Raw genomic sequence first — 26,361 nt, 5'->3', positions numbered from 1 at the left:
AATTTTCTGATTCACAAATATCGTTTATGAATGATACGCGAACTCAGAACCCTCGTTGCCGTGGCGAGAGAAGGCACGTTCGCCGCGGCGGGACAGAAGATCGGCCTGACCCAGGCCGCCGTCAGCGCACAAATGCAGCGCCTCGAGGCGGAGCTGGGCTTCGCGCTGTTCGACCGAGAGGGGCGCAACGCGCGTCTGAACGCGATGGGCCAGCAGATCCTCGCCCAGGCGCACGAAGTCATCAGGCTCTATGAAAACCTGAGTTCGAGCGCGGCGGGTCCCGCGGCGACAGAGCGCGTCACGCTCGGCGCAATCGCTTCCGTGCAGCGCGCGCTGGTGCCGGAGGCGCTTGGCGAATTCCACCGCCGCTGTGCCGGCTGCCGCACGCGTGTGATCCCCGGCGTTTCGATGGAGCTTCACAATCTCGTGGATGCGGGCGAAATCGACATGGCGGCCATCATCCGGCCACCCTTCGCACTGCAAAGCGATTTGCGCTGGACCACGCTCGCGCGCGAGCCGTTCCGGCTCATCGTGCCGCGCCATGTGAAAGGCCACGACTGGGCCGAACTGCTGGCGACGCAACCCTTCATCCGCTACGATCGGGCATCGTTTGGCGGACGCCAAGTAGACCGCTTCCTGCGCCGCATGCACTACACCGTGCAGGACCTGAGCGAACTCGACGAACTGGAAGCCATCGTCGGCCTCGTTGCGAACGGCGTGGGCGTCGCGCTGGTGCCGCAAACGTCGGCGTGGCGGCGCTGGCCTGCCAAAGTGCGCGCAATCGATCTCGGGCAGCACACGTTCCACCGCGACGTCGGCCTCGTGCATCGCGCGCCGGGCACGCTGAGCGACCCAGCGCGCCTGCTGATCCAGCTGCTCGAATCGCGCGCCCGCGAGCAACAGCCAGCGGACGAGCCGCAATGAACCCATCATGCCTTGCAGGCCCACCGGAGAAACACACGTGAGCGCCCCCGAGCAATTGATTTTTCTGCCCGGCGCCTCGGGCAACAAGGCCTTTTGGCAACCGCTGTCCGATCGCCTCGCCACGCCGGCAGCGCGCCGCTTCGTAGGTTATCCAGGTTTCGGCGGCGAACCGGTGGACCCGGCAATCGCCAGCATCGACGCCATCGTGCAGCGCGTGCTGGCCATGCTCGATCGGCCCACGGCGTTGATCGCCCAGTCGATGGGCGGCGTCATCGCCGTGCGCGCGGCGCTCGAGAAGCCGCAATTCGTCACGCATCTGGCGCTCTCGGTCACGTCCGGCGGCATCGACAGCGACACGAGCGCCTTCCCGGAGTGGTTCGTCTCGTTCCATACTGACCTTTCGAACCAGATCGCCAGCATCACCCAGCCGGCCCTGCTGCTTTGGGGCGACAACGATCCCTTGAGTCCCGTCGCGGTCGGCGAGCGGCTCAACGCCCTGCTCGCCAATTCCGCGCTGCACGTGGTGCGCGGCGGCGAGCATGATCTCGCGAGCGTCCACGCACAAGCGTTGGCGCCGCTCGTGGATACCCATTTGATGGCGGACTGACCGGATGCATGGCGGGACGGGCGGCAGTCGTTTCAACCAAATTCGTCGAAAAATACATTAAATATAACTGGACGAAAATCAATACGATTGCACAAACTACTAGACCGTCGCCGTCCAACCCACAGGAACGCCTATGCCGCGCCCCATCGTCGCCCGCATTCAACCCGACGCCATCCGTCACAACCTGCAGCTGGCGAAACAAAGTGCCGCCGGCTCGCGCGCCTTCGCCGTGATCAAGGCCAATGCATACGGACACGGCATCGAGCGCATCTATCCGGCGCTCGCGGGCGCCGACGGCATCGCCCTGCTCGACCTCGATGAAGCCGTGCGCGTGCGCGAACTGGGCTGGACCAAACCCCTGCTGCTGCTCGAAGGCGTGTTCGAACCCGCCGACATCGAGCTGGCCGCAACGTACCGGCTCACTGTGGCCGTGCATTGCGACGAGCAACTCGATCTCCTCGCGGCAGCGAAGCCGCAGCATCCCATCGATATCCAGCTGAAGATGAACTCGGGGATGAACCGCCTGGGTTTCCGTCCCCATGCGTATCGCGCCGCGTGGGAGCGCGCACGCGCGATTCCGTCGATCGGCGCGATCGGCCTCATGACGCACTTCGCGAACGCCGACGACGGCCACATCGACTGGCAGCTCGACACCTTCGACGCGGTGGTGCAGGACCTTCCCGGCGAGCAGTCGGTGTCGAATTCGGCAGGCGTGCTCTGGCACCCGCGCGCGCATCGCGACTGGGTGCGCCCCGGCACGATCCTTTATGGCGCGTCGCCCACGGGCGTGGCGCGGCACGTGGAAGGCTTCGGCCTGCGCGCGGCCATGACGCTCACGAGCCGCATCATCGGCGTGCAAACGCTCGCGCCGCAGGAAACCATCGGCTATGGCCGCACCTTCGAGGTCGACCGGCCCATGCGCGTCGGCGTGGTGGCGTGCGGCTATGCGGACGGGTATCCGCGCCACGCGCCCACCGGCACGCCGATTGCCGTGGATGGCGTACGCACGCGCGTGGTCGGGCGCGTCTCGATGGACATGCTGACGGTCGATCTCACGCCGTGCCCGCAAGCGGGCATCGGTTCGAGCGTCGAACTGTGGGGCGACCACGTGCGCGTCGACGAGGTGGCCGAAGCGTCGGGCACCATCGGCTATGAGCTGATGTGTGCACTCGCGCTGCGCGTGGCGGTGGTCGTGGCCGACGGCGCAGATACGTCCCGCGCAGCGCGAACGAGCGGCGAGCGCGTAGCAGCCTGACGCCGCCGAAAAAGCTCGCTGACGAAATTTCGTCAAACTTCCGGTTGAGCCCCGGCCTTGCGTCACCTATTTTTGTGTTGACACGCGCAGCGCACCGCACGCCGCACGCCGCGCGCTGCCAACACTTCAAGGAGACACTCGTGGCCGACCAGGAGACTCACGCCTACGCGCCGCATCATGCGGACTACCGGCTCATCGGCGGTGCAGGCGAACGCGCGCGCGCAGCGGGCCTCGTCAACGCGGACTGGTACCGGTGCGCCGTGCCGCGCCCCGTGATGAAGCAGTTGATGCAGCGCAGCGACGCGCGCGCCATACGCGACACCGTGATCTGGTATGCGGCCATCGTCGCGAGCGGCGTGCTCGCCGGGTTCCTCTGGCACGCGCATTCGTGGTGGGCCGTACCCGCGTTTCTCCTCTACGGCACGCTCTATTGCAGTCCCGCCGATTCGCGCTGGCACGAAGCGGGTCACGGCACCGCATTCAAAACGCGCTGGATGAACGACGCGCTCTATCAGATCGCTTCGTTCCAGGTATTCCGCTGCGCGACGATCTGGCGTTGGAGCCACGCGCGCCATCACACCGACACGCTGGTGGTTGGCCGCGATCCCGAGATCGCCGCGCCGCGCCCCACCGACTGGCTCTCGCTCGCCCTCAACATCTTCGCGCTCAAGCACGCCTCGCGCGAGTTGCCGCGCATGATCTCCGCTGCGTGCGGACGCCTCGGCGAGGAAGAACAAAGCTTCGTGCCCGCCTCTGAATGGCCCAAGGCCATTCGCGAAGCGCGCCTGAGCCTGCTCGTGTACGCAATCGCGATTGGCGCCTGCATCGGCTTTCGCACCATCCTGCCGCTGCTTTATATCGGCCTGCCGAGCCTCTACGGCGCGTGGCTTTATCTCTACTTCGGCCTCACGCAGCACGCCGGCATGCCCGAGAACGTGCTCGACCACCGGCGCAACTGCCGCACGGTAATGATGAATCCCGTATTCCGCTTTCTCTACTGGAACATGAATTATCACGTCGAGCATCACATGTTTCCGATGGTTCCTTTTCACGCGCTGCCGCGCCTGCACGAAGTCGTGAAAACGGACATGCCGCCGCCTTATCGCAGCAGCCTTGCCGCCTACGCGGAAATCATTCCCGCGCTCGTGCGGCAAACACGCGACCCCTACTATCACGTGGCGCGCCCGGTACCGGGCCACGCCGAAGCCTGAGCCGTTGCGCACACAACGTTCAATATCAATCTGGAGACACTTCATGGCCCAATGGATCGACGCAGCCGCACTCGACGATATCGAAGACGAAGACGTCATGCGCTTCGACCACGGCGGACGCACCTTTGCGATCTACCGCGTGGAAGATCAGGTCTACGCGAGCGACGGGCTCTGCACACATGAACATGTGCACCTGAGCGACGGGCTCGTCATGGGCCATGTGATCGAATGTCCGAAGCATAATGGCCGCTTCGACGTGCGTGACGGCAAACCGCTTTGTGCACCGGTATGTGAGAAGCTCGCCACGTACCCGGCCAGGGTCGAAGACGGACGAATTTATATTGAAGTGTGATGCACCGAAACCTTGCAAAGGGAAGCGAAAAAAAACGCGCAAACGTTAGCGTGGCACTCGCCGATCATTATGGTGTATTAAACAAGCCAACTTAGGCGCTTACTCTCGTCCATGTAACGAGAATGTCATAAATAGCCATTAGCGTGCTGATTCTCCATATTAATCGGAATGGATAGTCATGCACCCCGCGCTCGCGCAGTTTCGTCGTCCGGGTCTTCCCGTAGGCCCGCGCAGCGCCGGAGAACTGGCTCTGGAAGTGCCCGCCATCGACGCTTCGGATTCGAATTCTCTCGTCATGGAGATTTTCTATTCGAGGCGCGACATGGCCAGTCTCGCGGTGACCGAAAACGATCGCCCCATCGGGCTCATCAACCGCGATATTTTCATGTCGCAAATGAGCAAGCCGTTTCATCGCGAGCTATACGACAAAAAGAGCTGCATCGCGTTCATGGACAAGGAACCATTGATCGTCGACGCGGCCATGAGCATCGAGGCGCTCACGTTCAAAACCGTTGAAGTCGGCGAAAAGGCGCTGGTCGACGGTTTCATCGTGACGCGCGAAGGCCGCTTCGCTGGCGTGGGCAACGGCTTGCGCCTGCTGTCCATCGTCGCGGAGATGCAGGCGGAAAAGAATCGGCAGATCATGCAGAGCATTGAGTATGCGAGCGTGATCCAGCAAGCCATGCTGCGCGCCTCGCGCGAGACGCTTGCGACCATGTTGCCCGATGCCGCGCTCGTCTGGGAACCGCGCGACGTGGTGGGCGGCGACTTCTACCATTTCGCTGCGTTCGCCGACGGCTGGTTCGGCGCGGTGGCCGATTGCACGGGGCACGGCGTGCCCGGCGCGTTCATGACCTTGCTGGCCTCGGCGTCGCTCTCGCAGGCGCTCGAACAGATCGGCCCACGCAGCCCTTCCGCGTTGCTGGCAGCCGTCAATCGCAATGTGAAGGGCCTGCTCGGGCAAATCAACGGCGCGGGCGACGCCCCGCAGTCCAACGACGGTCTGGACGCCGCGTTCTTCTGGTTCGACGCCGCCAGCCAGGTGCTCCACTTTGCGGGTGCGCGCGTCGCGCTGCATGTATTGCGTGCGGACGCTCAACAGTTCGAAAGCATAGCCGGCGACCGCATGGGCGTGGGCTATGTCGACAGCCTCGCCGATTACACGTGGACCCAGCACGCCGTCGCCCTACCGCACGGCAGCCTGCTGTTCGTTTCCACGGATGGTCTGACCGATCAGATTGGCGGCCCGCGCAAGATCGCGTTCGGCAAACGCCGGACGCTCGACCGGATTCTCGCTGAGCGCGAGAGCGCTTCTTCTTTCATCTGCGCACGCCTGCTCGAAACCTTTGCCGAATGGCAAGGCTCGCAAGCGCGCCGCGACGACGTCACGCTTTTCTTCGCACGAGTTTGAGGTAGTTCACCAATATGTCTGGAATTCTGGATCAAAACTGCTGCTTCTTCGAAATCGCACAGAAGCGCAGTTTGCTCTTCTATCACAAAGGCTATTTCTCGCACAGCATCGTCGCGGCGATGAGCGAGGTCGTCAAGCTGCAACTGGAAGTGGCGGGACTGAGCTCGTCCACGCGCAGAAAGATCTTCTCCTCGTTCATCGAGCTTTCGCACAATATCGTGCACTACTCGTGCGAGGCGCTATCGGAAGATCAAGGCCAGGGCGGCGCAATACGCGAAGGCGCGATGTGCATTTCCGCCGAAGGCGAGCGCCACCTCATGGTATGCGTGAATCCCATCGCCACGGCGGCCGTGGACGACTTGCGCAAGAAGCTGGAGCCGCTGCGCAACATGTCGATCGAAGAAATCAAGCAGGCCTACAAGATGTCGCTGCGCGCCGACACGCCTGCCGATAGCAAAGGCGCGGGACTGGGTTTTCTGACGATGGCGCGCGACGCCAGTGCGCCGCTCGAATTCGCGTTTCATCCACGCGAAGACGATACGGGCACCACACTGTTTTGCCTCAAGACCATCATCTGACCAGGGCACGCGTACAAAATGGAAAACCTTTTTATCGCCGCCACGGCAACGTCGCCGGAAATCGACTTCCGCTTCGACGAAAACGTGCTGTCACTGCGAGGCGAATCGTATCCCGAGAATGCCGCCGCGTTTTATGCGCCGATCATCGAGCGGCTCAATCTCTGGCTCAAGGATTGCGAAAACGCCGCGATCACGGTCGAGGTCACGCTCACCTACTTCAACAGCTCGAGCACGAAAATGCTGTTCAGCGTGTTCGACGCCCTGGATCGCGCCGCGGCGGGCAACCAGGTGCAGGTGAACTGGTATCGCGACGAAGAAGACGAAACGATCCTCGAATTCGGCGAGGAACTGCAAACCGACTTCACCGCAATCAAGTTCAATGATTGCCCGGTTGCAACGTGAGGATGCTTTGAGGACGACGCGCGTGGAAACGACTGGCTTGCGGGACGCAATGAAGGATCACTACCTCGATCTGTTCCGCAGCGAAAGCGAGGCGCTGGAGCGGGCCCGGATGATTGCCGAGGCTCCGGAGGCGTACGCGCACAGTCATCGCGAGGCGCTCATCGAGCTGATCCATCACTACGAGCGCCTGATGCGCGAAACGCGCCGCCTGATCGGGCGCAGCGATCGCGCCGAGCGCGAAATGCAGGCGCTCACGCAGCAACTGCAATATCGCGCGACGCACGACGCGCTGACCGGCGTGCTCAATCGCAGCGCCGTGATCGAACGCACGGTGAAGGCGCTGCGCGCGAATCGGGCGGTGATGATCCTGCTCGACATCGACGACTTCAAGAAGGTCAACGACGACTTCGGGCACCCGGCCGGCGACAGCGTGATCTCGGGCATCGTGAACTGCCTGCGCCGCATTCTCGGCGAGACCGGCATCATCGGACGCGTGGGCGGCGAAGAGTTCACGGTCGTCTTGCCGGGCTTCGACATCGCCGATGCCTTGCAACTCGCCGAGCGTATGCGCGAAGCCATTGCGAATCACGCGTTCCCGGCGCCGGTGTGTCGCGCCATTACCGCCAGTTTCGGTGTAAGCGACAATCCGGCCGGCACCGATTTCGACACGGCATACGGACTCGCCGATTCCGCGTTGTACACCGCCAAGCGCGGCGGCCGCAACTGCGTGACGTTCGAAGGGCAAATCACCTCGGCGGGTTGAGGGACGGCGGCCGGCTGGGCCGTTGCCACGCAACGCTCGTCTTTCCCGAACGCCACTACAATGGTGCGGAGAAAACGGCGACGCGTATGAAGAATGCAGGTCACGAAAACGCGCGTCGGTCGAGCAAAACAGCGAGGCGATCGATGACAGCGAAGCAGCCGGCAAGCCTGGCATTGCCAGGGCAAGTCGTACTCGTGTTGCAGGGTGGCGGCGCATTGGGCGCCTATCAACTCGGCGTGTATGAGGCGATGCACGAAGCCGGCATCCATGTCGACTGGGTGATCGGCACTTCCATTGGCGCCATCAACGCTGCATTGATCGTCGGAAACGCTCCCGAGCACCGCTTCGAGCGTCTGGACGAATTCTGGCATCGCGTCACGGACCGCACCCGCCTCGACGTAGCAGCAACGTGGCCTGGCTTCGCGCCCGGCTGGGACAAGACGTTTGCAAAGCTGATGATCATCGGCGGCGGAATTGCCGGGTTCTTTCAGCCCAACCCGGTATCGTGGTTCGGTCCGCTCGCACATCTCGGCGTCGATCGCGCGTCTTATTACAGGATCGCCCCGCTGCGCGACACGCTCGTTTCCCTGGTCGACTTCGAATTGCTGAACGCCGGGCACCCGCGCCTTACCGTGGGCGCGGTAAACGCCCGCACGGGCGCGATGCGCTATTTCGATTCGCGCGACCAGCGCCTGAGTGTCGAACACGTCATGAGCTCGGGCGCACTGCCGCCCGCGTTCCCGGCGGTGCGCATCGACGGCGAGCCGTACTGGGACGGCGGCATCTACTCCAACACGCCGGTCGAGGTCGTGCTGGACGACAAGCCGCGCCACAGCTCGGTGATCTTCTCGGTGCAGGTGTGGAATCCAGCGGGCCCCGAACCGCAAAGCATCTGGCAGATCGCAGAACGGCAAAAGGACATTCAATACGCGAGCCGCACCGAAAGCCATATCGCACGCCAGCAGCAGATCCACCGCTTGCGCCACGTGATCCGCGAACTGGCGAAGCGCGTGCCTGCTAACGAGCGCGACGCACTCGATGTGAAGGAACTGGCGGCATGGGGCTGCGAGACCACCATGCGGCTCATCAAGCTCGCGGCGCCACGACTCGACGGCGACGACCAGTTGAAGGACATCGACTTCACGCCGTCCGGCATTGCCGCGCGCCGGCGCGCGGGCTACGAAGCCGCCATGCGCGCGATCGACGCAAGGCCCTGGGATGCGCCGATGGACCCGATAGAAGGACTCAGCGTCTACAGCGCGGACGAAGAATAAAAGAAAGCGATAGAGCACGAAGCCCATAGCGCCCCACTCTGGCGTGGTTTTCCGCGTTGCGCCGAGCCCGAGATATATATCCTGCCGCCCCCCCTTGATCGGGTGCGTGAAGCGATGCGCGCCGCACACTCCGCTGTCGGTTGCATCCATTTCCCGTTTACGATACTTTATGCTCGTTTTTGCTCGATTTGACGAGCAAGCCAACGAGCAAGCGGGAACCGAAACCCATGCAACGAACACGGCTGGAGGCCAGTGAAGGCCTGCTCCCCGACGAGCGCGAGCGCCTGATCCTCGAAACACTGCGCGCCGAGGGCCGCGTGCTGGCCACCGAACTCGCCGCGCAGTTCGACACCTCGGAGCACACGATCCGGCGCCATTTGCGCGACCTCGCCGAAGCGGGGCATTGCAAGCGCGTGTATGGCGGAGCGCTGCTCATCTCGCCCGCCAACAAACCCGCCTCCGTGCGCATGCGCGAGCAACTGCCCGCCAAGGCGCGCCTTGCGCGCGCCGCCGCCGCACTCGTCAAGCCGAACCAGGTGATCCTGCTCGACGCGGGCTCCACGAACGTCGAGATAGCTGCGGCCCTGCCCGAGAACGCCGGCCTCACGGTCGTCACCACTTCGCCCCAGGCTTGCGTGCGCCTGCTCGAGCGCCCGGGCATCGAAGTCATTCTGATCGGCGGGCGTGTGAGCGCACAGGCCGCGGGCGCGCTGGGTGCGACGGCGCTCGTGCAGATTCAGCAGATCAGGGCCGATCTCTGCTTTCTCGGCGCGTGCGCGCTTGATCCGTCCGAAGGCATCGCGGCCTTCGATGCAGAGGATGCCGAAATGAAGCGCGCGATGGTCGCGGCAAGCGGCCAGATCGCGGCAGCAGTCACCACGGAAAAGCTCATGACATCCGCGCCCTTCGTCATCGCGCCGTGCGCCTCGCTCGACTATCTGGTCGTCGATGCTGATGTGCCGAAGCTCCATCTGAAACAGCTGAAAGCCGCATGCGGCGACGTGACGGTGGCGCGATGAGGCCCCTGCGCGAACGCTACGCCACCACGGCGGTCTTTCTGGCGAACGGCTTCGGCATTGGCGCGTGGGCCGTCGAGGTGCCGCGCGTGAAGGACAAGCTGCTCCTTGGCGACTCCCTGCTTGGCGTCGCTCTGTTTGCCTTCGCGCTCGGCGCCATCGTCGCCATGCCGCTTGCGGGGCGTCTCGCGCCGAAGTTCGGCAGTGGCCGCGCGACCGCCCTGCTCGGTGTGCTGTTCGTCGCCGCGTTTCCCTTGCCTGCGCTCGCGCCCAACGCGGCGCTGCTGTGCGCCGCGTTGCTGCTGCTCGGCGCGCTCAATGGCGCGCTCGACGTTTCCATGAACGGCCATGCCAGCGCAATCGAAAAAGTGTGGCACGCGCCCATCATGTCGTCGTTTCACGCGGCCTGGAGCGCGGGCGGTCTGGCGGGCGCGGCCGTTGGCACGGTGCTGCAGAAAGCAGGATTCGGTGTGCTGAGCGGGCTTGCGCTGCCCGCCATTCCCATCGCCGTGCTGATCGTCGGCGCGGCGCTGTTCTCGCTGCGCGACGTAGGCACGCGCCCGCAGGCTGCGTCGAGCGGCGGTTTCGCGTTGCCGCAGGCGGGCGTCGTCAAGCTCGCCGCGCTCGCGTTCCTGTGCATGATGACCGAGGGCGCCATTGCCGACTGGAGCGCCGTGTACCTGCGCACCGCCTTGCCCGCTCATGCGGATAGCGCGGGCATCGGCTATACGTCGTTCGCGTTCGCGATGGCGGCCTGCCGCGTGGTGGGCGACGCGTTCGTACGGCGGCTGGGCGCGGTGCGCGTGGTCGCGCTGGGCGGCCTGCTTTCGGCTGCGGGCCTTGCCGCCGTGCTCGCTGCGCCGGCGCTCGCCACAGCAGTGGCAGGGTTCATCTGCGTCGGCATTGGGCTCGCCAACGTGGTGCCGGTGATCTTCAGCGCGGCCGGGCGTACGACCGATCCGCCCGTGACCGGCGTGTCGATGGCGGCGACTGCGGGTTATGCGGGCTTTCTCGTGGGACCGCCGCTCATCGGCTTCGGTGCGGGGCTGGTGGGGCTGCAGCTCGCGCTCGGGGTGCTGGTGCTCGCGACGCTCGCGGTGTGCTTTGCGGGTAGTCGTGCGGTTCGCGATGTCGATGCGTCGCGCGGCGAATCGGCAACGCATGCGCCGGTGCGCAAAGATTCGCGCGACGCCGATCGTATCGAGGCGGACTGAGCTGCGTTCGCCCGGCGCATCGAATATCACCACAAGATCCGGATATCTCCACCCAGGCGCCCTGCGTAGACTCGATCCCGAAGCTCAAACCACCGCATCCGGCCCACGCCGGATCGATCTTCGGGACATCGATAATGGGCATCACAACCGGTAGCGCGACGCCACAGCGTGTCGTCGTCAATCTCTCGCACGCGAGTCTCGCGGCGCAATTGAGCGAGCAGATGGCCATTGCGGTCATCCCGATCGTCGCCGTGGTGGCATTGGGCGCTACGGCGCAGCAAAGCGCGTCGCTCCAGGCCATCAATACCCTGCCGTTCCTGCTACTCTCGCTGCCCGCCGGTCTCATCGCCGATCGCAGCAGGCGCAGGCCGCTCATGATCGCAACCGAACTGCTGCGCGCCGCCGCCCTCTTCGTCCTGTTCGCGTTGTTCCATGCGCGCATGCTTTCGCTCTATACGCTCGGCACGCTGGGCTTCGCCATCGCGACCGGCACGGTGGTATTCAGCGTAACCGCGCCCTCGCTCGTCGCAGCCATGGTCGAAACGGGCGACCTGCTCGCCGCCAACCGGCGGCTCGAAATCGCACGCAGCATCGCCTATACGGCGGGGCCTTCCGTGGGCGGCATTTTTGCGGGCTGGGCGTCGGGCGTGTTCGCGTTTCTCGCGGCGTTCGTCCTGTCACTCGCCAGCGCATGGTGTCTCGCACGGCTGCCCGCCGAGGCGCCGCGTCCGCGTTCGCGTCGCGCGCTCGCACACGAACTCTTCGACGGCGTGCAGTTCATCGCTCGCAGCACGCATCTGCGGCCCATCGTGGCGACGGCCTTCGTCTTCAACACGTCGTGGTATCTGCTGCTTGCCGTGTTCGCGTGGTACGCGATACACCGGCTCGCGTTCGCGCCATCGGCAGTAGGCGTTGCACTCGGCGTGTATGGCTTCGGGATGGTGGGCGGCGCGTTTCTCTACAAGATCATCGCAAAGCGCCTGGTGTTCGGACGGCAAATCCTGCTCGGCCCGACGAGCGCCGCGCTTGCCTCCCTGTTGATGGCGAGCACCGCCCTCACGCATTCGCGCGCCACCGTGTTCCTGGCTTTCTTTTTGTTCGGCTTCGGGCCGATTGTCTGGACCATCTCGACCACGGCGTTGCGCCAGGTCGTTACGCCTCGCGATCTGATCGCGCGCGTCTCGTCGGTCATCATGATGGCGACGTTCGGCGCGCGTCCGCTCGGCGCCCTGCTCGGCGCGTTCCTGAGCACGCGCCTTGGCATGACGAGCTGCCTCGTAGGCGCGGCGTGCGGATTCGCCCTTCAGCTCGCGATCATCGTGTTCTCGGCGCCCGCGCGGCTGCGCTCGATCGAAGGTCTCGATGAAGCGCGAGCCGAGCCGCGCAACGTGAAGGCAATGCGCTTCGCGGCTGAGAGCCGCCAGGAGTAAGGCGACCGAAGTCGCACCTCATTGCTTAGTCGTTCGAACCGTCGAAATCCACCACTTCGACCCAGTTCGCACCCTTGCCCACCGGGTACTTGCCAAGCTCATGCAGCGCACCGCTCTTCACATCGATGCGGTACGCGCTCAGCGTGGGCGAGAGTTGGCCCACGGCAAGCAGATACTGGCCCGACGGATCGATATTGAAGCCGCGCGGCTGCTTCTCGGTGGCGTACGTGCCGATGCGCGTGAGCTTGCCCGTTTGCTGGTTCACGCGGTACGCACCCAGCGTGCTCGACGTGCGCTCCGAGGTGTACAGGTGGCGGCCATCGGGCGTGAGGTGGACATCGGCGCCCCACGGCTTGTCGCCGGAGAAACCGGCGGGCAGGATCGAGATCGTCTGGATCGGCTTGACTGTATTGTTCGCCGCGTTGAAGGCGAGCACGTGCAGCTTGCCGTCGAGTTCGTCGATCAGATAGACGAAGCGCTGGTCCGGCGAAAACTGGAAGTGACGGGGACCGGAATCCTTCGGCAGCGAGTAAGCGGGCTTCGCGTCTTCGGTGAGCGCGCCCGTCGAGGCGTCGAATTTCAGGCGCAGCCATGCGTCGGCGCCGAGCACCGAGGCAAATGCGTAGCGGTTGTCCGGCGAGGTGCGAATGATGTGCGCCATCGGGCCCGTCTTCACGGTTTGCAGCACGTCGCCCACCACACCGTTTTCGCCGATGTGGTTCACCGCCAGCAAATTGCCGCCGTACGAAGCGGAAAGCAGATAGCGACCCGTACCGTCGGTGGAAACATAGGCCATGCTCTCCGCGAGCGGCGCGCGGCCGAGTTCGACGAGACGGCCGTCGAGAGGATTCACGGCGAAGCTCACCACGCGATACGGCTTCGAGCGCAGCGCTGCATACAGGTGATGATGGTCGGGCGAGAACGCCATCGGCATCACCGTGCCGCCCACGGGCACGGTCTCGACCGTCGCCAATGCGCCGTTTTGCGCATCGAGGCGAAACACCGAAATGTCCTGGCTGTCGGCGTTCGACACATACACGTAGCTAGCCGCATGCACGGCCGCCGATGCCGCGAGCCCGAAAACAGCACCCACCACGCTGCGCAAGATTGCCTTCTTCTTCATGTCGTCCTTTCTGCTTTGTTAGTTCTATTGACTGGTCTCACGCGCTGCTTTCCTCACGCAAGCGCGCCGACGCGGAACACCGAAACTGCTTCCTTCATCGATTGCGCCTGATGCTCGAGCGCGCTTGCGGCGGCAGCAGCCTGCTCGACGAGCGCGGCGTTCTGCTGCGTAACCTGATCCATCTGGCTCACGGCCATGCCCACCTGCTGAATGCCCGTGCTCTGCTCGGCGGTGGCCGTCGTGATCTCGGCCATGATGGTGGCGACGTTGCGTACCGAGTTGACGATCTCGCTCATCGCCTCGCCTGCCTGCGCGACGAGCGCGTTGCCGTTGCGCACGTCTTCCATCGAAGCGTCGATCAGCTCCTTGATCTCGCGCGCTGCGCCTGCACTGCGCTGCGCGAGCGTGCGCACTTCGCCCGCGACCACGGCGAAGCCGCGTCCCTGCTCGCCCGCGCGCGCCGATTCCACGGCGGCGTTGAGCGCAAGAATATTGGTCTGGAACGCGATGCTGTCGATCATGCTCGTGATCTCGGCAATCTTCTGCGAGCTGGCGCTGATGTCCTGCATGGTCTGCACGGCGCGGCCCACCACGTCGCCGCCGCGCTGCGCGAGTTCGGCCGCGCCCGTGGCGAGCGTGCTGGCCTCGGATGCGTTCACGGAATTCTGCTTCACCGTGGAGGTCAGCTCCTCCATGCTCGCGGCCGTCTCTTCGAGCGAGGCGGACTGTTCTTCCGTGCGGCTCGACAGATCGAGATTGCCCGCCGCAATCTCGCGCGCGGCCGTGTGAATTGCGTCACAACTGTCGCGCACGCCGGCCACGGTGTGCGAGAGCCCCGCCTGCATCCGTCGCATGGCCGCGAACAGCACGCCGATTTCGTTGCGGCCTGCTTCGGGCACGCGCACGGTGAGATCATTCGAGGCAATGCGATCGAGCACGGCCGCGGCGTCGGCCAGCGGGCGCGACACGATGCGCTGCAAGGCGAAATACGTGACGACGACGAGCGCCAGCGCGATGGCCACGCCCACGCCCACGAGCGTGACGATCCATCCGTAGCGCGCGTTGCCGTCGTCGAGCGTCGCCTCGGCGAGCGCGTTGGCGAGCTTCTGGAACTTCTCCACGTTCACCGAATAGGCTGCGCCCGCGGCGGTGATGTCGGTGTCGTTCACTGCCACGTAAGCGGCCGTGTCGCCGTTGCTCAGCGCGTCGGTGGCGCGCGTGAGCGTGTTCGAGAGTTGCGCCGCCGACTCGAGCAACTGCCGCTTGAGGTCCGCGTCCATGCCGTCGAAAGCCGGCGCATTGGCGAAGGCCTGCGTCTCGCTCGTCGAAAGCTCGAAGCTGTGGGCCGCGCTCTTCAGCGCGGAGTCGCGCGTCGCCGTGTCGTTGCGTTCCTTGAGCGCGCTGTAGCCGCGCACGAGCGCCGAACGCGTGCGTGTGGTGTCCTTGTAGGCGTCGTTGACCAGAATGGTCTGACGCGCGATTTCATGCAGGCGTTGGGCGCTGGCGTTCGACTCCCTGAGCGAGAACACGCCCGCGAAGCCGCCAATCAGGATCATCACGCCAAAGATCACCAGCACTGCAAGGAGGCTGGCTCGTACCGTCGTGTTGCGCATGTTGCTTCAATCCCCGGTTTCCATGGTGTTCTTCTTTTACGGCTCAAATGCCGGAGTCTTGAGGGGCCAATCGCCATGTTGTCCAACAACTTGGCCGCATCATCCATAATCGCGCGACTATCCTGAAATTCGAGTTTACCCTGAGGCCGACTCAAGAGGCATACGGTCCGGTTGCATCGGCTTCCCGGGCGTTGTACGATTAGCTCAGACAACTAGTCACGATGTCAAACAACTTTTTGACAACTGACTGAACAAGCAGCGAATCAGGTCCACAAGCAGAACGCGCTTGACGCGAGTCAGGCGCGTTCTTGCGTAAGTAGATGCGGCGTGCACGAGGCGCGCCGTCCGGAGACAGCAGAGGCAGGCCGCGGCGTGAGCGCAGCGGCCTGCGTCTCGCGCACGAGAGAGGTCGATCCACATGTCGTTGAGCCGCACCGCCACGCAGTCCGATGTCGCCAGGCGCACCAGGGTGCGCTACCTGATCCTCTCGCTGATCTTCATCATCACCACGCTCAACTACGCAGACCGCGCCACGCTCTCGGTCACGGGTTCGGCCATGCGCACCGAGTTCGGTCTCGACGCCATCCACATGGGCTACATCTTCTCGGCGTTCAGCTGGGCCTATGTGCTCGCGCAGGTGCCCGCGGGTTGGGTGCTCGACCGCTTCGGCGCGCGCAGAGTGTACGCGGGCAGCATCTTCCTGTGGTCGCTCTTCACGCTGCTGCAAAGCTCGATTGGCCTGCTCGGCAGCGCGGGCGCCGCGATTGCGGGCCTTTTCGCGCTGCGCTTCGCGATGGGCGCGGCCGAAGCGCCCGCCTTCCCCGCCAACGCGAAAGTCGTGGCGAGCTGGTTCCCGGCGAAAGAGCGCGGCACGGCGTCGGCGATTTTCAATTCGGCGCAGTATTTCGCGGCCGTGGTGTTCACGCCGCTCATGGCGTGGCTCACGCATGCGTATGGCTGGCATCACGTTTATATCGTGATGGGCGTAGGCGGCCTCGTGCTCGCCTTCGCGTGGATCAGGTTCATGAAGAATCCGGCCGATCATCCGGGCGTGAACCGGCAGGAACTCGAATACATCGAGGCGGGCGGCGGCATCGTGAACGGGCATCAACGCGCAGCGCGCGGCGAGCGCAAGGAACGCAAGGGCGCGAACTGGGCGGTCATCCGCCAGCTGCTCGGCAATCGCATGCTGCTAGGCGTCTATCTCGCGCAGTACTGCATCAACGTGCTCACGTACTTCTTCCTCACGTGGTTCCCGATCTACCTCGTGCAGGCGCGCCACATGACCATCCTGAAGGCTGGGCTCATTGCTTCGCTGCCGGCGATCTGCGGCTTCCTGGGCGGGGTGCTGGGCGGCGTGGCTTCGGACGCCCTGATCCGCTCGGGCCGCTCGCTCACCATGGCGCGCAAGGTGCCGATCGTCGGGGGCATGGTGCTCTCGTCGTGCATCGTCGGCTGCAACTACGTGAACAGCGACTGGATCGTGGTCGCGCTCATGTCGCTCGCGTTCTTCGGCAAGGGTCTGGGCGCGCTCGGCTGGGCCGTGATCGCCGATACCGCGCCGCGCGAAGCCATCGGCCTCTCGGGCTCGATCTTCAACATGTTCGGCAATGTGGCCGGCATCGTCACGCCGATCGTGATCGGCTATCTCGTGGCGGAAACCGGCTCGTTCAACGGCGCGCTCGCCTTTGTCGGCATCAACGCGATCGTTACGGTGATCAGCTATCTCGTGATCGTGAAGGACATCAAGCGCGTGGAGTTGAAGCCCGCCTGATAGTGCGTGATTGCGCGTGCTTGTGGGCAACCGTGCGGCGCGCTATGGCTTCTCGTGGGCCCGCCGCGCGAGCGTGCGGGCCGCGACGATCGCCGCCGCGAAGCCTGAAGCCGCGCCGACCAGCAAGGCCCAGCGCGGCCCCCAGTGGTCGGCGACCCACCCCACGATCGGCGCGCCGATGGGCGTGCCGCCCAGTGCCACGGCCAGCCGAATCGCCAGCACGCGGCCGCGCATGCCGGGCTCGGTGGACAGCTGCATGAGGCTGTTGGTTTCGGTGGTGAACGTGAGCGCCGCGATGCCGATCACCACGAGCGCGCCGCCGAACCACCAGTAGCCCGGCGCAACAGAAGCCAGCACGCAACCCACCCCAAACGCCGCCGCTGCGAACAGCAGCGAGATGAAACGCGGATGGCTGCGCCCCGCTCCGAAGAAGGCGCCGCTCATGGTGCCCACCGCCATCATCGAAGACAGGAGTCCATAGCGTCCCGCGTCGGCGTGAAAGACGTTCACGGCCATCGTCGAGATGAAGATCGGAAAGTTCAGCCCGAAGGTACCGATCAAAAACAGCATGACGAGAATGGCCCGCAGGTCCGGACGCGCCCACACGTAGTGGAACCCCGCGGCAATCCCGCCCTTCGCGGGTTGCGTACGTCTTGCCGAACGCAGCTCGTCCACGCGCAGACGCGTGAGCGAGATCAGCACGGCCACGAACGACAGACCGTTGAGCAGGAAGGCCCAGCCCACGCCCACCGACGCGATGACGATTCCCGCCACGGCCGGGCCGATCATGCGCGCGGCGTTGAACGAGGTGGAATTGAGCGCGACGGCGTTGGAGAGATCGGCGTCGCCCACCAGCTCCGAGACGAAGGTTTGCCGCACCGGGGCATCGAATGCCGTCGTGCAGCCGAACAGGAACGCGAACACGTACACGTGCCAAAGCTGTACGAGCCCCGTTGCCGTGAGCACGCCCAGTGCAATGGCCAGCGTGCCGAGCAGCGCCTGCGTGACCATGAGCAGCTTGCGCTGGTCGAAGTGGTCGGCGGCGAAGCCCGACCAGGGCATGAACAGCATTTGAGGGCCGAACTGCAAGCCCATCACGATACCGACCGCCGCCGCGCTGTGATGCGTGAGCCCGGTGAGCACGAGCCAGTCTTGCGCCGTGCGCTGCATCCACGTGCCGACGTTCGAGACGAGCGCGCCAGCGGACCACACGCGATAGTTGTAAGTCCTGAGCGAACGAAAGAATCCGGATGCTGGAGCGCCCATGTGACCGCCTCGCGTTAGTCGGCCACGAGCCGCTTGAGCAGTTCGACCGCGGCGGCGAGCTGCTCCTGCTCCGCGCTGGAAAGGCGCGCTTCTATCCTGCGCGAGAGCCAGTCCTGGCGCGCCGCCCGCCCCTCCTTGAGCCACTCGCGAAAGGCGTCGGTGAGCGACCAGAGCGTTTGGCGTCCGTCATTCGGGTCCGGTGCGCCGCTGATATGGCCCGCCGCCTCGAGCGGCGCGATGAGCGTCCCCATGGACTGCGGGCGCATGCCCTCCGCGCGCGCGAGGCTCGACACCGTGGACGGCCCCTCGCGTTCGAGCCGCTGCAGCACGGCCATCTGGGAAGGCGTGAAGTCGCCGAGGATCGCCTGCTCGCGAAAACGGCGGCGCAACTGCCCGACCAGTGCGCGCAGGTCGCCGGCAAGCCCTGCGGCGAGGTCGGGAAGGGGAATTTGGGCGCGTTCGGTCATCCCCGCATTCTAGGTGATGTGAAGGTAAACTGCAAAGATAACCTTCACATCTCCAGTGACGTGGAAAGTACGCCCGAACGAATCACCGACGTGATGCGAAACAATTGAGTCTGTCGCGAAGCAATTGAGTCGGCCGGACTACTGTTGGCTATTTGCAGGACTCAAGACCGCCAAGGTAGCCGCGTCGAGTTGCCCGAAACGGACGGGCTTGTCGACGATACGTCGAGCGCCGATCGCGCCGAAAACACCCGATTCGCAAACCAAACCGTGCTACTTTTAGGATGTGGTAGCGGACAGGTTTCTACCGCGCAGATTCCGGTAGTTCTTGCTGCAATACCACAAATCCCATCAACCCAACCGGCGTCCAATTTCCGGCGTCGTGCAAGCTGAGCAAGGAGGTCTTCAGTGGCAGTTGCAGCAAATAAAAGATCGACTCTTAAGGTATGTACTAAAAGCTCAGTTGGCTCCGGGTGTCTCTTCGGAGCCAGAAATGAAAGAGCGAAAGATCAGAAAGATCCTCAAGAACTGGAAGAAAGCGGATAAGCACACCAGGAAGGCGGGAAAGAAAAGCAGGGTTAAAACGTGGTTGAATGCAAAGACAATCGCGGCAGTCGCAGTCTCCATCCTTCTTATGGTGGCAAAGCTTTGTGGGACCTTTGCGCATGAGTTTCACCCCATCGACCGGTTACGAGGCGCAGACAGGGCAACGGTCAAAGCGCTAGGGGCGGAATACCCGCGAGGCAAAATCAGGAACAAACTGAGCGTTGGACGCAGAACCGAAAACTGCCAAGGCGCCGGGAGCAGGACGCCGGCCAGACTGAAGCAGAAGTAACGAGCCGGAAATGCAGGAAACGCCTCCTGAAATAAGGCGACACACAGGATTCGCAGTCTTCTATTGACGTGGTGGGCGCCGCCGGTGCGGCGCCTGCCACATCTGTGCCGATGCCCTGGCGCGTGCGCGCTCACCAGAGGGCGTCAACGCCTACCTCAAACACATCTCGCATCGGAGCATGTCGACCAGTCTCGGATCCTCCTTGACCGGGTTCGACAGACTTTAGGCGCAGTTTGCCAATCGTACCGATTAGTCAATTTACGGACGGAACGCCCGCCGGAGCCTGCTCTAATACCGAAGAGTTTCAACAGCCTTAGTTGTCCCCATCACCGGCGCGCACGCAGCCACTTTTCCCGTTCACCCAGGCGCCGCTTCCAGTCAGGAGCCAAGCCCGGAACGGCGATCAGCTCGACCAGCGCATCGATGGACGGGCGATGCGACAACTGCACCTTCCAGAACTCGTCGATGGAGAAGCGCTCCGTTTGCCGGTCGACGAGCGTGATAGCGTCGCCTGGCGCAATCATGCCGGGGCACAGGACTCGGTAATACCACCCGGTGATTCGCCCCTCGGCGATATGCATCGACATGCGCTCGACGCCGAAGCGATGATTAATCTTCCAGCACGGGCTGCGCGGTTGCGAGACCTGCAGTATGGCGCCGCCGACCTCGTAGATATCGCCGATGTGCACGTTGCGTTCGGACAGCCCCCGAGCCGAGATGTTCTCGCCGAGACTGCCGGGCACCAGGGCCGCGACGCACTCCGCGAATGCCTCCGCGATGCGGACGTAATTCTCAGCCGCGTAGTGATGAACGGCCTTTTCCGGGCCGCCGTGGATGCGCGGATCGCCATGCTCGTCGCCGACGATCCCCTGCGCTTCCACGCGAGCCGGTCCGGCCATGGGCCGTTTGAAAATGCCGCTGCGCTGCCCTTCGTGGTCCAGATAACCCATCCCGCCGGCGAACAGGCACTCGATGTTGGTACTCGACACCATCTCCACGTGCATCCCCCCCGTTCGCGTTTACGACACTGTGCTCGCGCCATTCAATCCAGTAAAGTGATGGAAAGTGATGAAATCCATCATTAATTGTGATTCCTGGAATTCGCCATGGAGATGCGTCAGCTGAAGATTTTCTGTGCGGTGGCGGAGCACGGCAGCTTCACAGCGGCGGCCGAGAAAGTGCACACCGTGCAGTCCAACGTCACGATGCGCGTCAAGGAACTCGAAGCCGAACTCGGTCAGCCACTGTTTATCCGGCAGAAGAGCGGCGTGGTCCTCACTTCGGCCGGGCAAACGTTTCTGGGCTACGCCCAGCGCATCCTCCAGCTCACTGAAGAGAGCCGCAACGCGCTGCTCGATACCGCAACGCCGGCAGGCACGCTGAGGCTCGGCTCGATGGAGACGACCGCTGCGATACGCCTGCCCCAGGTGCTGGCCAGATACCGCGAGAAGTATCCTCAGGTCCACTTGTCACTGCTCACCGGCACGACCGCCGAACTGATCAAGGCCGTCGAAAGCCATCGCCTCGACGGCGCATTCGTCGGCGGTCTGCACCAGAATCCGGTACTTGCGCAAGACGAGGTCTTCCAGGAGGAGCTCGTCCTCGTGAGCAGTTGCGAGTTCGCCTCGCTCGGCGAACTCATTCACGTCATGCCGCAGCAGACGGTGCTGGTCTTCCGCACGGGCTGCTTCTATCGCTCCACGCTCGAACACTGGTTCTATCAGGTCGGGCTCGTGCCCAACCAGGTGCTCGAACTGGGCACGCTCGACGGCATCCTCTCATGCGTGGCCGCGGGCATGGGTGTGACGCTGTTGCCAAAGGCCGTTGCGCAAAACTATGCAGCGCGCCAGGCGATCGCCCTTCACGCGCTGCCGCGCGAGTTCGCCACCGTCAAGACGGTCTTCATCCGCCGCAACGACACGCTCGCGACACCGGCATTGAGCGCGTTTGTCGCGCTCGCGCGCGACCAGCTCGCGCTTTCCAGTGACGACACGAAAGCGAAGCGCACGAATACGCCGAATCGCAAGAGCACGCGGCGTTCGACGGCAGCGGCCTGAGCACCGCTGTCGAACGCATCAGGGTCAGCATGCGGCGCGGCACTCGGCCGACTCCACTTGCGGCAATGCACGGCTTGCGCCGTATGCCAGGCCATCGAGCATCGCCTGGGCATTCGCCGCAACCGTCGACGGCGGCAGTCCCGCCACCAGTTCCGCCACGCGCTCGGCCGCCGGCACCACGCTGTCGATCTTGCTGACGCCCTGCCCCGCATAGAGCGAAAGCTTCTGCGCCATGCGCGGTTTGTCGATCATGCGTGCACCGCCGCCAACGAAGCGCAGCAGGTTCCATTTGTCGCGATTGGGAATCACACAATGGGGCGTGCCGTACGGCCAGCCGAACGAATACCCGGTGCGATATTCGATGTCGTCCACGCTGGCCTCGACGATCTTTTGCTTGTATAGCGGGTGCGCATTCGATTCGTCGGTCGCAACGAACGCGGTGCCCACGAGCACCCCTGACGCGCCAAGCAGCATCGCAGCCCGCACATCATCGCGCGTCGTGATGCCCCCAGCCGCCAGCACCGGACGCCCCTGCGCGACCTCGCAGATCGCGGGCAACAGCGACATGACGCCAATCGTCCCCCGGTTGAGGTGGCCGCCGCTTTCGCTGCCCTGTGCGACGACGATATCCGCGCCGTTCCGGATCGCGTGCCGGGCGAGCGCAACAGACCCCACCTGAACCATGACGATCATGCCTGCATCCTTGGCACGAGGGATCATGTCCGCCGCATAGTCTTCGGCGTAGAATAACGAGAGCATGCGCGGCCGCTCCTGCAATACGACCTGGAACTGGGCTTCGAACACGGTCGGTCCGCCGAACTTCGGCACGAGATTCACGCCGAAGGGCTTTTCCGTCAGCTCCCGCGTTTCCCGTATCCACTTGCGGAGCGCGAGCGGCGGCAAACGCAGCCCGCCAAGCGTCCCCATGCCGTCGGCATTGGCCACCGCGGCAACGAGCTTCGGGCCGGAGATCGCCGCCATGCCGCCGAGAAAGACGGGATACCGGACACCGCACAGTCGCGTGACCGCGTTCCCGCCGAATACCGATACCGATCTGAATTCGCTCATCGCTCAAAGCTCCACATGTTTGCCAAGCATCCGCTTGAGGGCGTCATTGCCCAAAGCGAAATGATTCTTCAGTGCTCCGAACAGATGCAACGCGAGACCCAGGAGAAAGGCCGTCGAGCCGATATCGAAGAGAATATCCACGACCCGTTGCACCGCTACGTCGGGATCAATGAGCGTGGGGATCGCGAAACCTCCCGGCAACTCGACGGCGACACCGGCTGCCGCCCGGGAAAGCCATACGGCAACCGGCAGAAGCACCACGGCGAGCGCGAGGCCCACCGCGACGGAGCGGCTGACGATCACCTCGACGGGGTTCGGCGTGCCCACGGGCAGCGGATGATACGAAGAAAGCCGCGCCCAGAGCCGGTAGATCGACACGACGAACAGCACGGCCCCCAGCAGATTCTGCGTACGCACGAGACTCAGTCGTTGCGCGTCGTCCGCGGTGAACATGAGCGCGATGCCGCATCCGGCGATCGACAGCAGCAGCGCTGCGACGACCCAGTGCAGCGCGATCGTGATGGGCGAAAAGCCCAGACCGTTGTCACGCATTTGCATGATTGTCTCCTTGTTGGCGTTCTCTAGTGGCTCACCGCTCCGGACGCGCCGAAGCCGGTCTGCGCGCGGATGGCCTGTTCGCCGAAGTCGTCCCGCTCGCGCTGCGCGCGCTGGCTGCGGTCCGTAACGGAACCCAGCCAAGCGCACAGGAACGCGATGCTCATCGACACGATGGCGGGATAGTCGTAGGGGAAGATCGCCTTCGCATGGCCCAGCACCGTGACCCAGATGGCGGGCGACAGAATGACGAGCGTGACGGCGCTCACGAGGCCCGCGATGCCGCCGGAGAGCGCCCCGCGCGTCGTCAGCCCATTCCAGTACATCGAAAGCGCGAGAACCGGAAAATTTACCGAGGCGGCGACGCCGAAAGTCAGTGCGACGAGGAAGGCGATGTTCTGATCCTTGAACACGATGCCCAGCAGCACCGACACCACGCCTATGCACACCGATGCGATTCTGGAGACCCGCCGCTCGCTCGCGGGATCGGCCCGGTTCTTCTTGAGCACCATCAGGTAGAGGTCATGCGAGATGGCGGAAGTACCCGCCATCGTGAGCCCGGACACGACAGCGAGGATGGTCGCGAACGCAACGGCCGAGAGGAAACCGAGCAGCAGATTGCCGCCGAGCGCCTGGGCGAGATGCATGACCGGCATGTTGCTGCCGCCGATTAGCTTGCCGCCCGTCAGGCCGCCCACATAGAACGACGGGTTGCTGCCGACAATCGCGATCGCCGCCACGCCGAGCACCATGATGACCAGATAAAAGAAGCCGATGAAGCCCGTGGCAACGAACACCGACTTGCGCGCTTCTTTCGCATCCGGCACGGTAAAAAAGCGCATGAGGATGTGCGGCAGCCCCGCCGTGCCGAACACCAGGCCTATCGCGAGCGAAATCAGCGCAATGGGATCGGACACCTGCCCGCTCGGCAGCAGAATGTGCGTGCCGTTCCTGTGCGCGGCGACCGCCTGCTCGAACAGCGCGTTCAGCGAAAAGCCAAACCGGTACAGTGCGAGAACGGCCAGCAATGTGCCGCCGAACAGCATCAACGCGGCCTTGATGATCTGCACCCACGTGGTGGCCACCATGCCGCCGAAGGTCACATAGACCACCATCAGCAGGCCGACCACGATAATCGCGTCGTTATAGGGAAGGCCGAACAGCAACTGGATCAACTGCCCCGCACCGACCATCTGGACAACCAGGTAAAAGCAGACGACGGTCAACGAACCGAAGGCGGTCATCGTGCGGATCCGGTTCTGGTCGAGCCGGTACGATGCGATGTCGGCAATCGTCACGCGGCCCAGATTCCGGATGCGCTCCGCGAACAGGAACAGCAGCAGCGGCCACGCGACGAAAAAGCTGATCGCGTAGATTACGCCGTCGTAGCCGTGAAAAAAGATCATGCTGGTCACGCCCAGCAACGCCGCCGCCGACATATAGTCGCCGGCCAGCGCCATGCCGTTCTGGAATCCGGTGATGCCGCCCCCGGCGGTGTAGAAGTCGTCCATCGAACGGGTGCGCGACGCCGCCCAGTACGTGATGCCCAGCGTCGCCACGGCGAAGACGAGGAACATCGCGATCGCCGTGAGATTGAGGGGACGCTGTTCGACGCCGTGCAGAACCCCCGCGGCCGCCGCGTGCGTCGCGACACCCAGCAGGAGCGGGAAGACAAGAGCAAAACCAGCGCGCCTCATGGTTTCGCTCCCGCCAGGATCTCGGCGGTGAGCGCGTCGAATTCGCCATTGGCGCGGCGAACGTACAAGCCCGTGAGACACCAGCTGCCGACGATCAGCGCGACGCCGATCGGCCAGCCGATATTGACGATACTGTCTGCGGAAAGCCGGATGGCCAGCAGAGCGGGGGCGAATCCGACGAGCACAATGAACGCGCAATAGGGAATCAGCGTGATGGCCGTCAGCCAGGCAATGTATCTGCGCCGACGTTTGACCAGCGTGGCGAACAGGGGATTGCTACGAATCCCATGCAGGGTCGTGGGGTTCATCCGATTGTCTCCGTCCATGGAAGGTATCCGACATGCCCTCTCCCGTGATATCGCCGTTGATCCACAGGGGGCAGCCGCTTCTCGTGAACTTCACAATAGGTCGAACCAAAAATCTCCTCAAATGATGTTTCGTGATGGCTGCAATCTGTTTGAGTGAAGCGTGGCGCTTGCCATCACGATTCAATCAGACGCGCTTGCCAGATTCGGCTTGCCTGTGCGCCTCGAGCAGCGCGGCAAACCGTTCCAGCGCGGCCACGCTGCTGTGAACGGAGTGGTATTCCTGCTGGCCGATGCGTGCGTCGAGCACAACCGTCATGCCGGATTGTCGGGCGAGATTGAGGATATCCATCTCATACTCCTTGCCTGAAAACTGGGCGAATCGCGTCGCGTGAAATGCAGCGCCTCTCGATAGTCAGATTACGCGCGGCACCACAAAGATCAACGCGGCGCCGACGAAATCACCGTTATGAAACGCCGAACAATCTCGCGTCTCACGATGCTTCGCCGCCGCCCCATGTTTTCGGCAACACCGCATGCTCAGAAGCCTTGTGCGGTTCCCGTAGAATGCGCGACCAGCAGCACGACGCCCAGTATGCAAGCCCCGATCATCGCGGCCAGCGCGACCGCCACGAACGGCAGCCACTTGAAGTTCACGCTGGCCAAATCGGCTTCGTGCGACGCGCTCTTGCGCACGCCGAAAAAGCTCCACAGAACCATGCGCATCATTCGAACGAGTTCCATCATTGACTCCGGTTACGTCGATCAGGTGGATCGGATAGCCTGATCTTCAACCTTGCGCGTTGCCAAAAAAAGCAGCAGTTGCGAACGATTCGAGCGACGCAGCCGATTCACGCGCCGGTAGAACCCGAATCGGGATAGGGGCAGGCCTCGCGGCCCGACCCCTCCCACGCCACCGTGCGTACGGGTCCGTACACGGCGGCTCGGATCAGTTAGCCGACTGGACCGACGGAGGGAAGTCCAAGAGAGCGTAGATACCGGTTTGGCAGTGCGAGACTCAGCGCGGGGCTGCAACTAAGCCGCCACGCATTGTGCGGCGATCCAACGGTCTGAGCGGCTAGATCACGGCTAACCCCGCGGGCAGTCAGTTCCTTGAAACGGGTCCGGCCACGCTTCCACTGCTTCCAGAAGAAGCAGCGGATTCGG

Annotated in this window: 26 protein-coding genes; 15 read left to right on the top strand and 11 right to left on the bottom strand. The window is 63.9% G+C overall.

The window, feature by feature from the left end:
- Positions 1-30: 30 nt before the first annotated feature.
- From BFD71_RS11230 to BFD71_RS11170, 13 genes are all read left to right on the top strand, one after another.
- Positions 31-924, top strand: coding sequence for a LysR family transcriptional regulator (locus BFD71_RS11230; RefSeq protein WP_069263636.1), 894 nt, complete (start codon positions 31-33; stop codon positions 922-924).
- 37 nt (positions 925-961) lie between these two features.
- Positions 962-1,531, top strand: coding sequence for an alpha/beta fold hydrolase (locus tag BFD71_RS11225; protein WP_141710637.1), 570 nt, complete (start codon positions 962-964; stop codon positions 1,529-1,531).
- Between the two features lie 133 nt (positions 1,532-1,664).
- Positions 1,665-2,786: an alanine racemase gene (gene alr / locus BFD71_RS11220; protein WP_069263632.1), complete on the top strand. Its 1,122-nt coding sequence runs from the start codon at positions 1,665-1,667 to the stop codon at positions 2,784-2,786.
- A gap of 140 nt (positions 2,787-2,926) precedes the next feature.
- Positions 2,927-3,997, top strand: coding sequence for a fatty acid desaturase family protein (locus BFD71_RS11215; RefSeq protein ID WP_069264143.1), 1,071 nt, complete (start codon positions 2,927-2,929; stop codon positions 3,995-3,997).
- Positions 3,998-4,040: 43 nt separating this feature from the next.
- Positions 4,041-4,349: a non-heme iron oxygenase ferredoxin subunit gene (locus BFD71_RS11210; RefSeq protein WP_069263630.1), complete on the top strand. Its 309-nt coding sequence runs from the start codon at positions 4,041-4,043 to the stop codon at positions 4,347-4,349.
- 295 nt (positions 4,350-4,644) lie between these two features.
- Positions 4,645-5,760 carry a SpoIIE family protein phosphatase gene (locus BFD71_RS11205; RefSeq protein WP_069264141.1) on the top strand — a complete coding sequence of 372 codons (1,116 nt, stop codon included), beginning with the start codon at positions 4,645-4,647 and terminating at the stop codon, positions 5,758-5,760.
- Between the two features lie 14 nt (positions 5,761-5,774).
- A complete protein-coding gene (locus BFD71_RS11200; RefSeq protein WP_069263628.1) occupies positions 5,775-6,338 on the top strand; it encodes a SiaB family protein kinase in 564 nt (187 codons plus the stop codon).
- Positions 6,339-6,356: 18 nt separating this feature from the next.
- A complete protein-coding gene (locus BFD71_RS11195; RefSeq protein ID WP_069263626.1) occupies positions 6,357-6,740 on the top strand; it encodes a DUF1987 domain-containing protein in 384 nt (127 codons plus the stop codon).
- 49 nt (positions 6,741-6,789) lie between these two features.
- The gene (locus tag BFD71_RS11190; protein ID WP_069263624.1) at positions 6,790-7,503 is read left to right on the top strand and encodes a GGDEF domain-containing protein; all 714 of its coding nucleotides are present in this window, start codon (positions 6,790-6,792) and stop codon (positions 7,501-7,503) included.
- A gap of 143 nt (positions 7,504-7,646) precedes the next feature.
- The gene (locus BFD71_RS11185; RefSeq protein WP_069263622.1) at positions 7,647-8,777 is read left to right on the top strand and encodes a patatin-like phospholipase family protein; all 1,131 of its coding nucleotides are present in this window, start codon (positions 7,647-7,649) and stop codon (positions 8,775-8,777) included.
- 227 nt (positions 8,778-9,004) lie between these two features.
- Positions 9,005-9,796: a DeoR/GlpR family DNA-binding transcription regulator gene (locus BFD71_RS11180; protein ID WP_069263620.1), complete on the top strand. Its 792-nt coding sequence runs from the start codon at positions 9,005-9,007 to the stop codon at positions 9,794-9,796.
- Positions 9,793-11,007, top strand: coding sequence for an MFS transporter (locus BFD71_RS11175; protein WP_069263618.1), 1,215 nt, complete (start codon positions 9,793-9,795; stop codon positions 11,005-11,007). The genes BFD71_RS11180 and BFD71_RS11175 overlap by 4 nt, the downstream gene beginning before the upstream one ends.
- A gap of 134 nt (positions 11,008-11,141) precedes the next feature.
- Positions 11,142-12,437, top strand: a complete 1,296-nt coding sequence (locus BFD71_RS11170) for an MFS transporter (protein WP_069263616.1) — start codon at positions 11,142-11,144, stop codon at positions 12,435-12,437.
- Between the two features lie 25 nt (positions 12,438-12,462).
- Here BFD71_RS11170 and BFD71_RS11165 read toward each other — a convergent pair whose 3' ends face one another.
- Positions 12,463-13,560, bottom strand: a complete 1,098-nt coding sequence (locus tag BFD71_RS11165) for a lactonase family protein (protein ID WP_069263613.1) — start codon at positions 13,558-13,560, stop codon at positions 12,463-12,465.
- A 53-nt stretch (positions 13,561-13,613) separates the two neighbouring features.
- The gene (locus tag BFD71_RS11160; RefSeq protein ID WP_069263609.1) at positions 13,614-15,173 is read right to left on the bottom strand and encodes a methyl-accepting chemotaxis protein; all 1,560 of its coding nucleotides are present in this window, start codon (positions 15,171-15,173) and stop codon (positions 13,614-13,616) included.
- A gap of 418 nt (positions 15,174-15,591) precedes the next feature.
- Between BFD71_RS11160 and BFD71_RS11155 the strand changes: the two genes are divergently transcribed.
- Positions 15,592-16,947: an MFS transporter gene (locus BFD71_RS11155; RefSeq protein ID WP_069263608.1), complete on the top strand. Its 1,356-nt coding sequence runs from the start codon at positions 15,592-15,594 to the stop codon at positions 16,945-16,947.
- Between the two features lie 42 nt (positions 16,948-16,989).
- On the opposite strand, the gene BFD71_RS11150 is transcribed toward BFD71_RS11155, so the two are convergent.
- The 3 genes from BFD71_RS11150 to BFD71_RS11135 all read right to left on the bottom strand — a co-directional run bounded on the left by BFD71_RS11150 (position 16,990) and on the right by BFD71_RS11135 (position 20,516).
- Positions 16,990-18,213: an MFS transporter gene (locus tag BFD71_RS11150; RefSeq protein WP_069263607.1), complete on the bottom strand. Its 1,224-nt coding sequence runs from the start codon at positions 18,211-18,213 to the stop codon at positions 16,990-16,992.
- 14 nt (positions 18,214-18,227) lie between these two features.
- Positions 18,228-18,680, bottom strand: coding sequence for a MarR family winged helix-turn-helix transcriptional regulator (locus BFD71_RS11145; RefSeq protein ID WP_069263606.1), 453 nt, complete (start codon positions 18,678-18,680; stop codon positions 18,228-18,230).
- A gap of 1,158 nt (positions 18,681-19,838) precedes the next feature.
- The gene (locus BFD71_RS11135; protein WP_218108655.1) at positions 19,839-20,516 is read right to left on the bottom strand and encodes an MOSC domain-containing protein; all 678 of its coding nucleotides are present in this window, start codon (positions 20,514-20,516) and stop codon (positions 19,839-19,841) included.
- Positions 20,517-20,618: 102 nt separating this feature from the next.
- Between BFD71_RS11135 and BFD71_RS11130 the strand changes: the two genes are divergently transcribed.
- Positions 20,619-21,569: a LysR family transcriptional regulator gene (locus BFD71_RS11130; RefSeq protein ID WP_069263602.1), complete on the top strand. Its 951-nt coding sequence runs from the start codon at positions 20,619-20,621 to the stop codon at positions 21,567-21,569.
- Positions 21,570-21,593: 24 nt separating this feature from the next.
- Here BFD71_RS11130 and BFD71_RS11125 read toward each other — a convergent pair whose 3' ends face one another.
- The 6 genes from BFD71_RS11125 to BFD71_RS11105 all read right to left on the bottom strand — a co-directional run bounded on the left by BFD71_RS11125 (position 21,594) and on the right by BFD71_RS11105 (position 25,938).
- A complete protein-coding gene (locus BFD71_RS11125) occupies positions 21,594-22,637 on the bottom strand; it encodes an NAD(P)H-dependent flavin oxidoreductase (protein ID WP_069263600.1) in 1,044 nt (347 codons plus the stop codon).
- Positions 22,638-22,640: 3 nt separating this feature from the next.
- Positions 22,641-23,195, bottom strand: coding sequence for a cytochrome b (locus tag BFD71_RS11120; RefSeq protein ID WP_069263597.1), 555 nt, complete (start codon positions 23,193-23,195; stop codon positions 22,641-22,643).
- Positions 23,196-23,218: 23 nt separating this feature from the next.
- Positions 23,219-24,889 (bottom strand): cation/acetate symporter ActP, encoded by a 1,671-nt coding sequence (actP, locus tag BFD71_RS11115; protein ID WP_069263595.1) that lies wholly within the window; start codon positions 24,887-24,889, stop codon positions 23,219-23,221.
- Positions 24,886-25,197: a DUF485 domain-containing protein gene (locus BFD71_RS11110; RefSeq protein WP_069263593.1), complete on the bottom strand. Its 312-nt coding sequence runs from the start codon at positions 25,195-25,197 to the stop codon at positions 24,886-24,888. The genes actP and BFD71_RS11110 overlap by 4 nt, the downstream gene beginning before the upstream one ends.
- A 184-nt stretch (positions 25,198-25,381) precedes the next feature.
- On the bottom strand, positions 25,382-25,546 hold the full coding sequence (locus tag BFD71_RS41400) for a hypothetical protein (protein ID WP_176732865.1): 165 nt from the start codon (positions 25,544-25,546) through the stop codon (positions 25,382-25,384).
- Between the two features lie 188 nt (positions 25,547-25,734).
- Complete coding sequence (locus tag BFD71_RS11105; protein WP_069263591.1) at positions 25,735-25,938, bottom strand: DUF2970 domain-containing protein; 204 nt, start codon at positions 25,936-25,938, stop codon at positions 25,735-25,737.
- Positions 25,939-26,361: the final 423 nt, after the last annotated feature.

The organism is Paraburkholderia nodosa, from assembly GCF_001718195.1.
In the GTDB taxonomy this organism is placed as follows: domain Bacteria; phylum Pseudomonadota; class Gammaproteobacteria; order Burkholderiales; family Burkholderiaceae; genus Paraburkholderia; species Paraburkholderia nodosa_A.
Note: the sequence above shows the minus strand (reverse complement) of the source record. Positions and strands in the feature narration are given on the sequence as shown.

What these genes read in the sequence shown, in the direction of transcription:
- BFD71_RS11230 (WP_069263636.1), top strand. Translation starts at nt 31, where the DNA reads ATGATACGCGAACTCAGAACCCTCGTTGCCGTGGCGAGAGAAGGCACG.
- alr (WP_069263632.1), top strand. Translation starts at nt 1,665, where the DNA reads ATGCCGCGCCCCATCGTCGCCCGCATTCAACCCGACGCCATCCGTCAC.
- BFD71_RS11210 (WP_069263630.1), top strand. Translation starts at nt 4,041, where the DNA reads ATGGCCCAATGGATCGACGCAGCCGCACTCGACGATATCGAAGACGAA.
- BFD71_RS11205 (WP_069264141.1), top strand. Translation starts at nt 4,645, where the DNA reads ATGGAGATTTTCTATTCGAGGCGCGACATGGCCAGTCTCGCGGTGACC.
- BFD71_RS11200 (WP_069263628.1), top strand. Translation starts at nt 5,775, where the DNA reads ATGTCTGGAATTCTGGATCAAAACTGCTGCTTCTTCGAAATCGCACAG.
- BFD71_RS11195 (WP_069263626.1), top strand. Translation starts at nt 6,357, where the DNA reads ATGGAAAACCTTTTTATCGCCGCCACGGCAACGTCGCCGGAAATCGAC.
- BFD71_RS11190 (WP_069263624.1), top strand. Translation starts at nt 6,790, where the DNA reads ATGAAGGATCACTACCTCGATCTGTTCCGCAGCGAAAGCGAGGCGCTG.
- BFD71_RS11185 (WP_069263622.1), top strand. Translation starts at nt 7,647, where the DNA reads ATGACAGCGAAGCAGCCGGCAAGCCTGGCATTGCCAGGGCAAGTCGTA.
- BFD71_RS11180 (WP_069263620.1), top strand. Translation starts at nt 9,005, where the DNA reads ATGCAACGAACACGGCTGGAGGCCAGTGAAGGCCTGCTCCCCGACGAG.
- BFD71_RS11175 (WP_069263618.1), top strand. Translation starts at nt 9,793, where the DNA reads ATGAGGCCCCTGCGCGAACGCTACGCCACCACGGCGGTCTTTCTGGCG.
- BFD71_RS11170 (WP_069263616.1), top strand. Translation starts at nt 11,142, where the DNA reads ATGGGCATCACAACCGGTAGCGCGACGCCACAGCGTGTCGTCGTCAAT.
- BFD71_RS11165 (WP_069263613.1), bottom strand. Translation starts at nt 13,560, where the DNA reads ATGAAGAAGAAGGCAATCTTGCGCAGCGTGGTGGGTGCTGTTTTCGGG.
- BFD71_RS11160 (WP_069263609.1), bottom strand. Translation starts at nt 15,173, where the DNA reads ATGCGCAACACGACGGTACGAGCCAGCCTCCTTGCAGTGCTGGTGATC.
- BFD71_RS11155 (WP_069263608.1), top strand. Translation starts at nt 15,592, where the DNA reads ATGTCGTTGAGCCGCACCGCCACGCAGTCCGATGTCGCCAGGCGCACC.
- BFD71_RS11150 (WP_069263607.1), bottom strand. Translation starts at nt 18,213, where the DNA reads ATGGGCGCTCCAGCATCCGGATTCTTTCGTTCGCTCAGGACTTACAAC.
- BFD71_RS11145 (WP_069263606.1), bottom strand. Translation starts at nt 18,680, where the DNA reads ATGACCGAACGCGCCCAAATTCCCCTTCCCGACCTCGCCGCAGGGCTT.
- BFD71_RS11135 (WP_218108655.1), bottom strand. Translation starts at nt 20,516, where the DNA reads ATGCACGTGGAGATGGTGTCGAGTACCAACATCGAGTGCCTGTTCGCC.
- BFD71_RS11130 (WP_069263602.1), top strand. Translation starts at nt 20,619, where the DNA reads ATGGAGATGCGTCAGCTGAAGATTTTCTGTGCGGTGGCGGAGCACGGC.
- BFD71_RS11125 (WP_069263600.1), bottom strand. Translation starts at nt 22,637, where the DNA reads ATGAGCGAATTCAGATCGGTATCGGTATTCGGCGGGAACGCGGTCACG.
- BFD71_RS11120 (WP_069263597.1), bottom strand. Translation starts at nt 23,195, where the DNA reads ATGCAAATGCGTGACAACGGTCTGGGCTTTTCGCCCATCACGATCGCG.
- actP (WP_069263595.1), bottom strand. Translation starts at nt 24,889, where the DNA reads ATGAGGCGCGCTGGTTTTGCTCTTGTCTTCCCGCTCCTGCTGGGTGTC.
- BFD71_RS11110 (WP_069263593.1), bottom strand. Translation starts at nt 25,197, where the DNA reads ATGAACCCCACGACCCTGCATGGGATTCGTAGCAATCCCCTGTTCGCC.
- BFD71_RS41400 (WP_176732865.1), bottom strand. Translation starts at nt 25,546, where the DNA reads ATGGATATCCTCAATCTCGCCCGACAATCCGGCATGACGGTTGTGCTC.
- BFD71_RS11105 (WP_069263591.1), bottom strand. Translation starts at nt 25,938, where the DNA reads ATGGAACTCGTTCGAATGATGCGCATGGTTCTGTGGAGCTTTTTCGGC.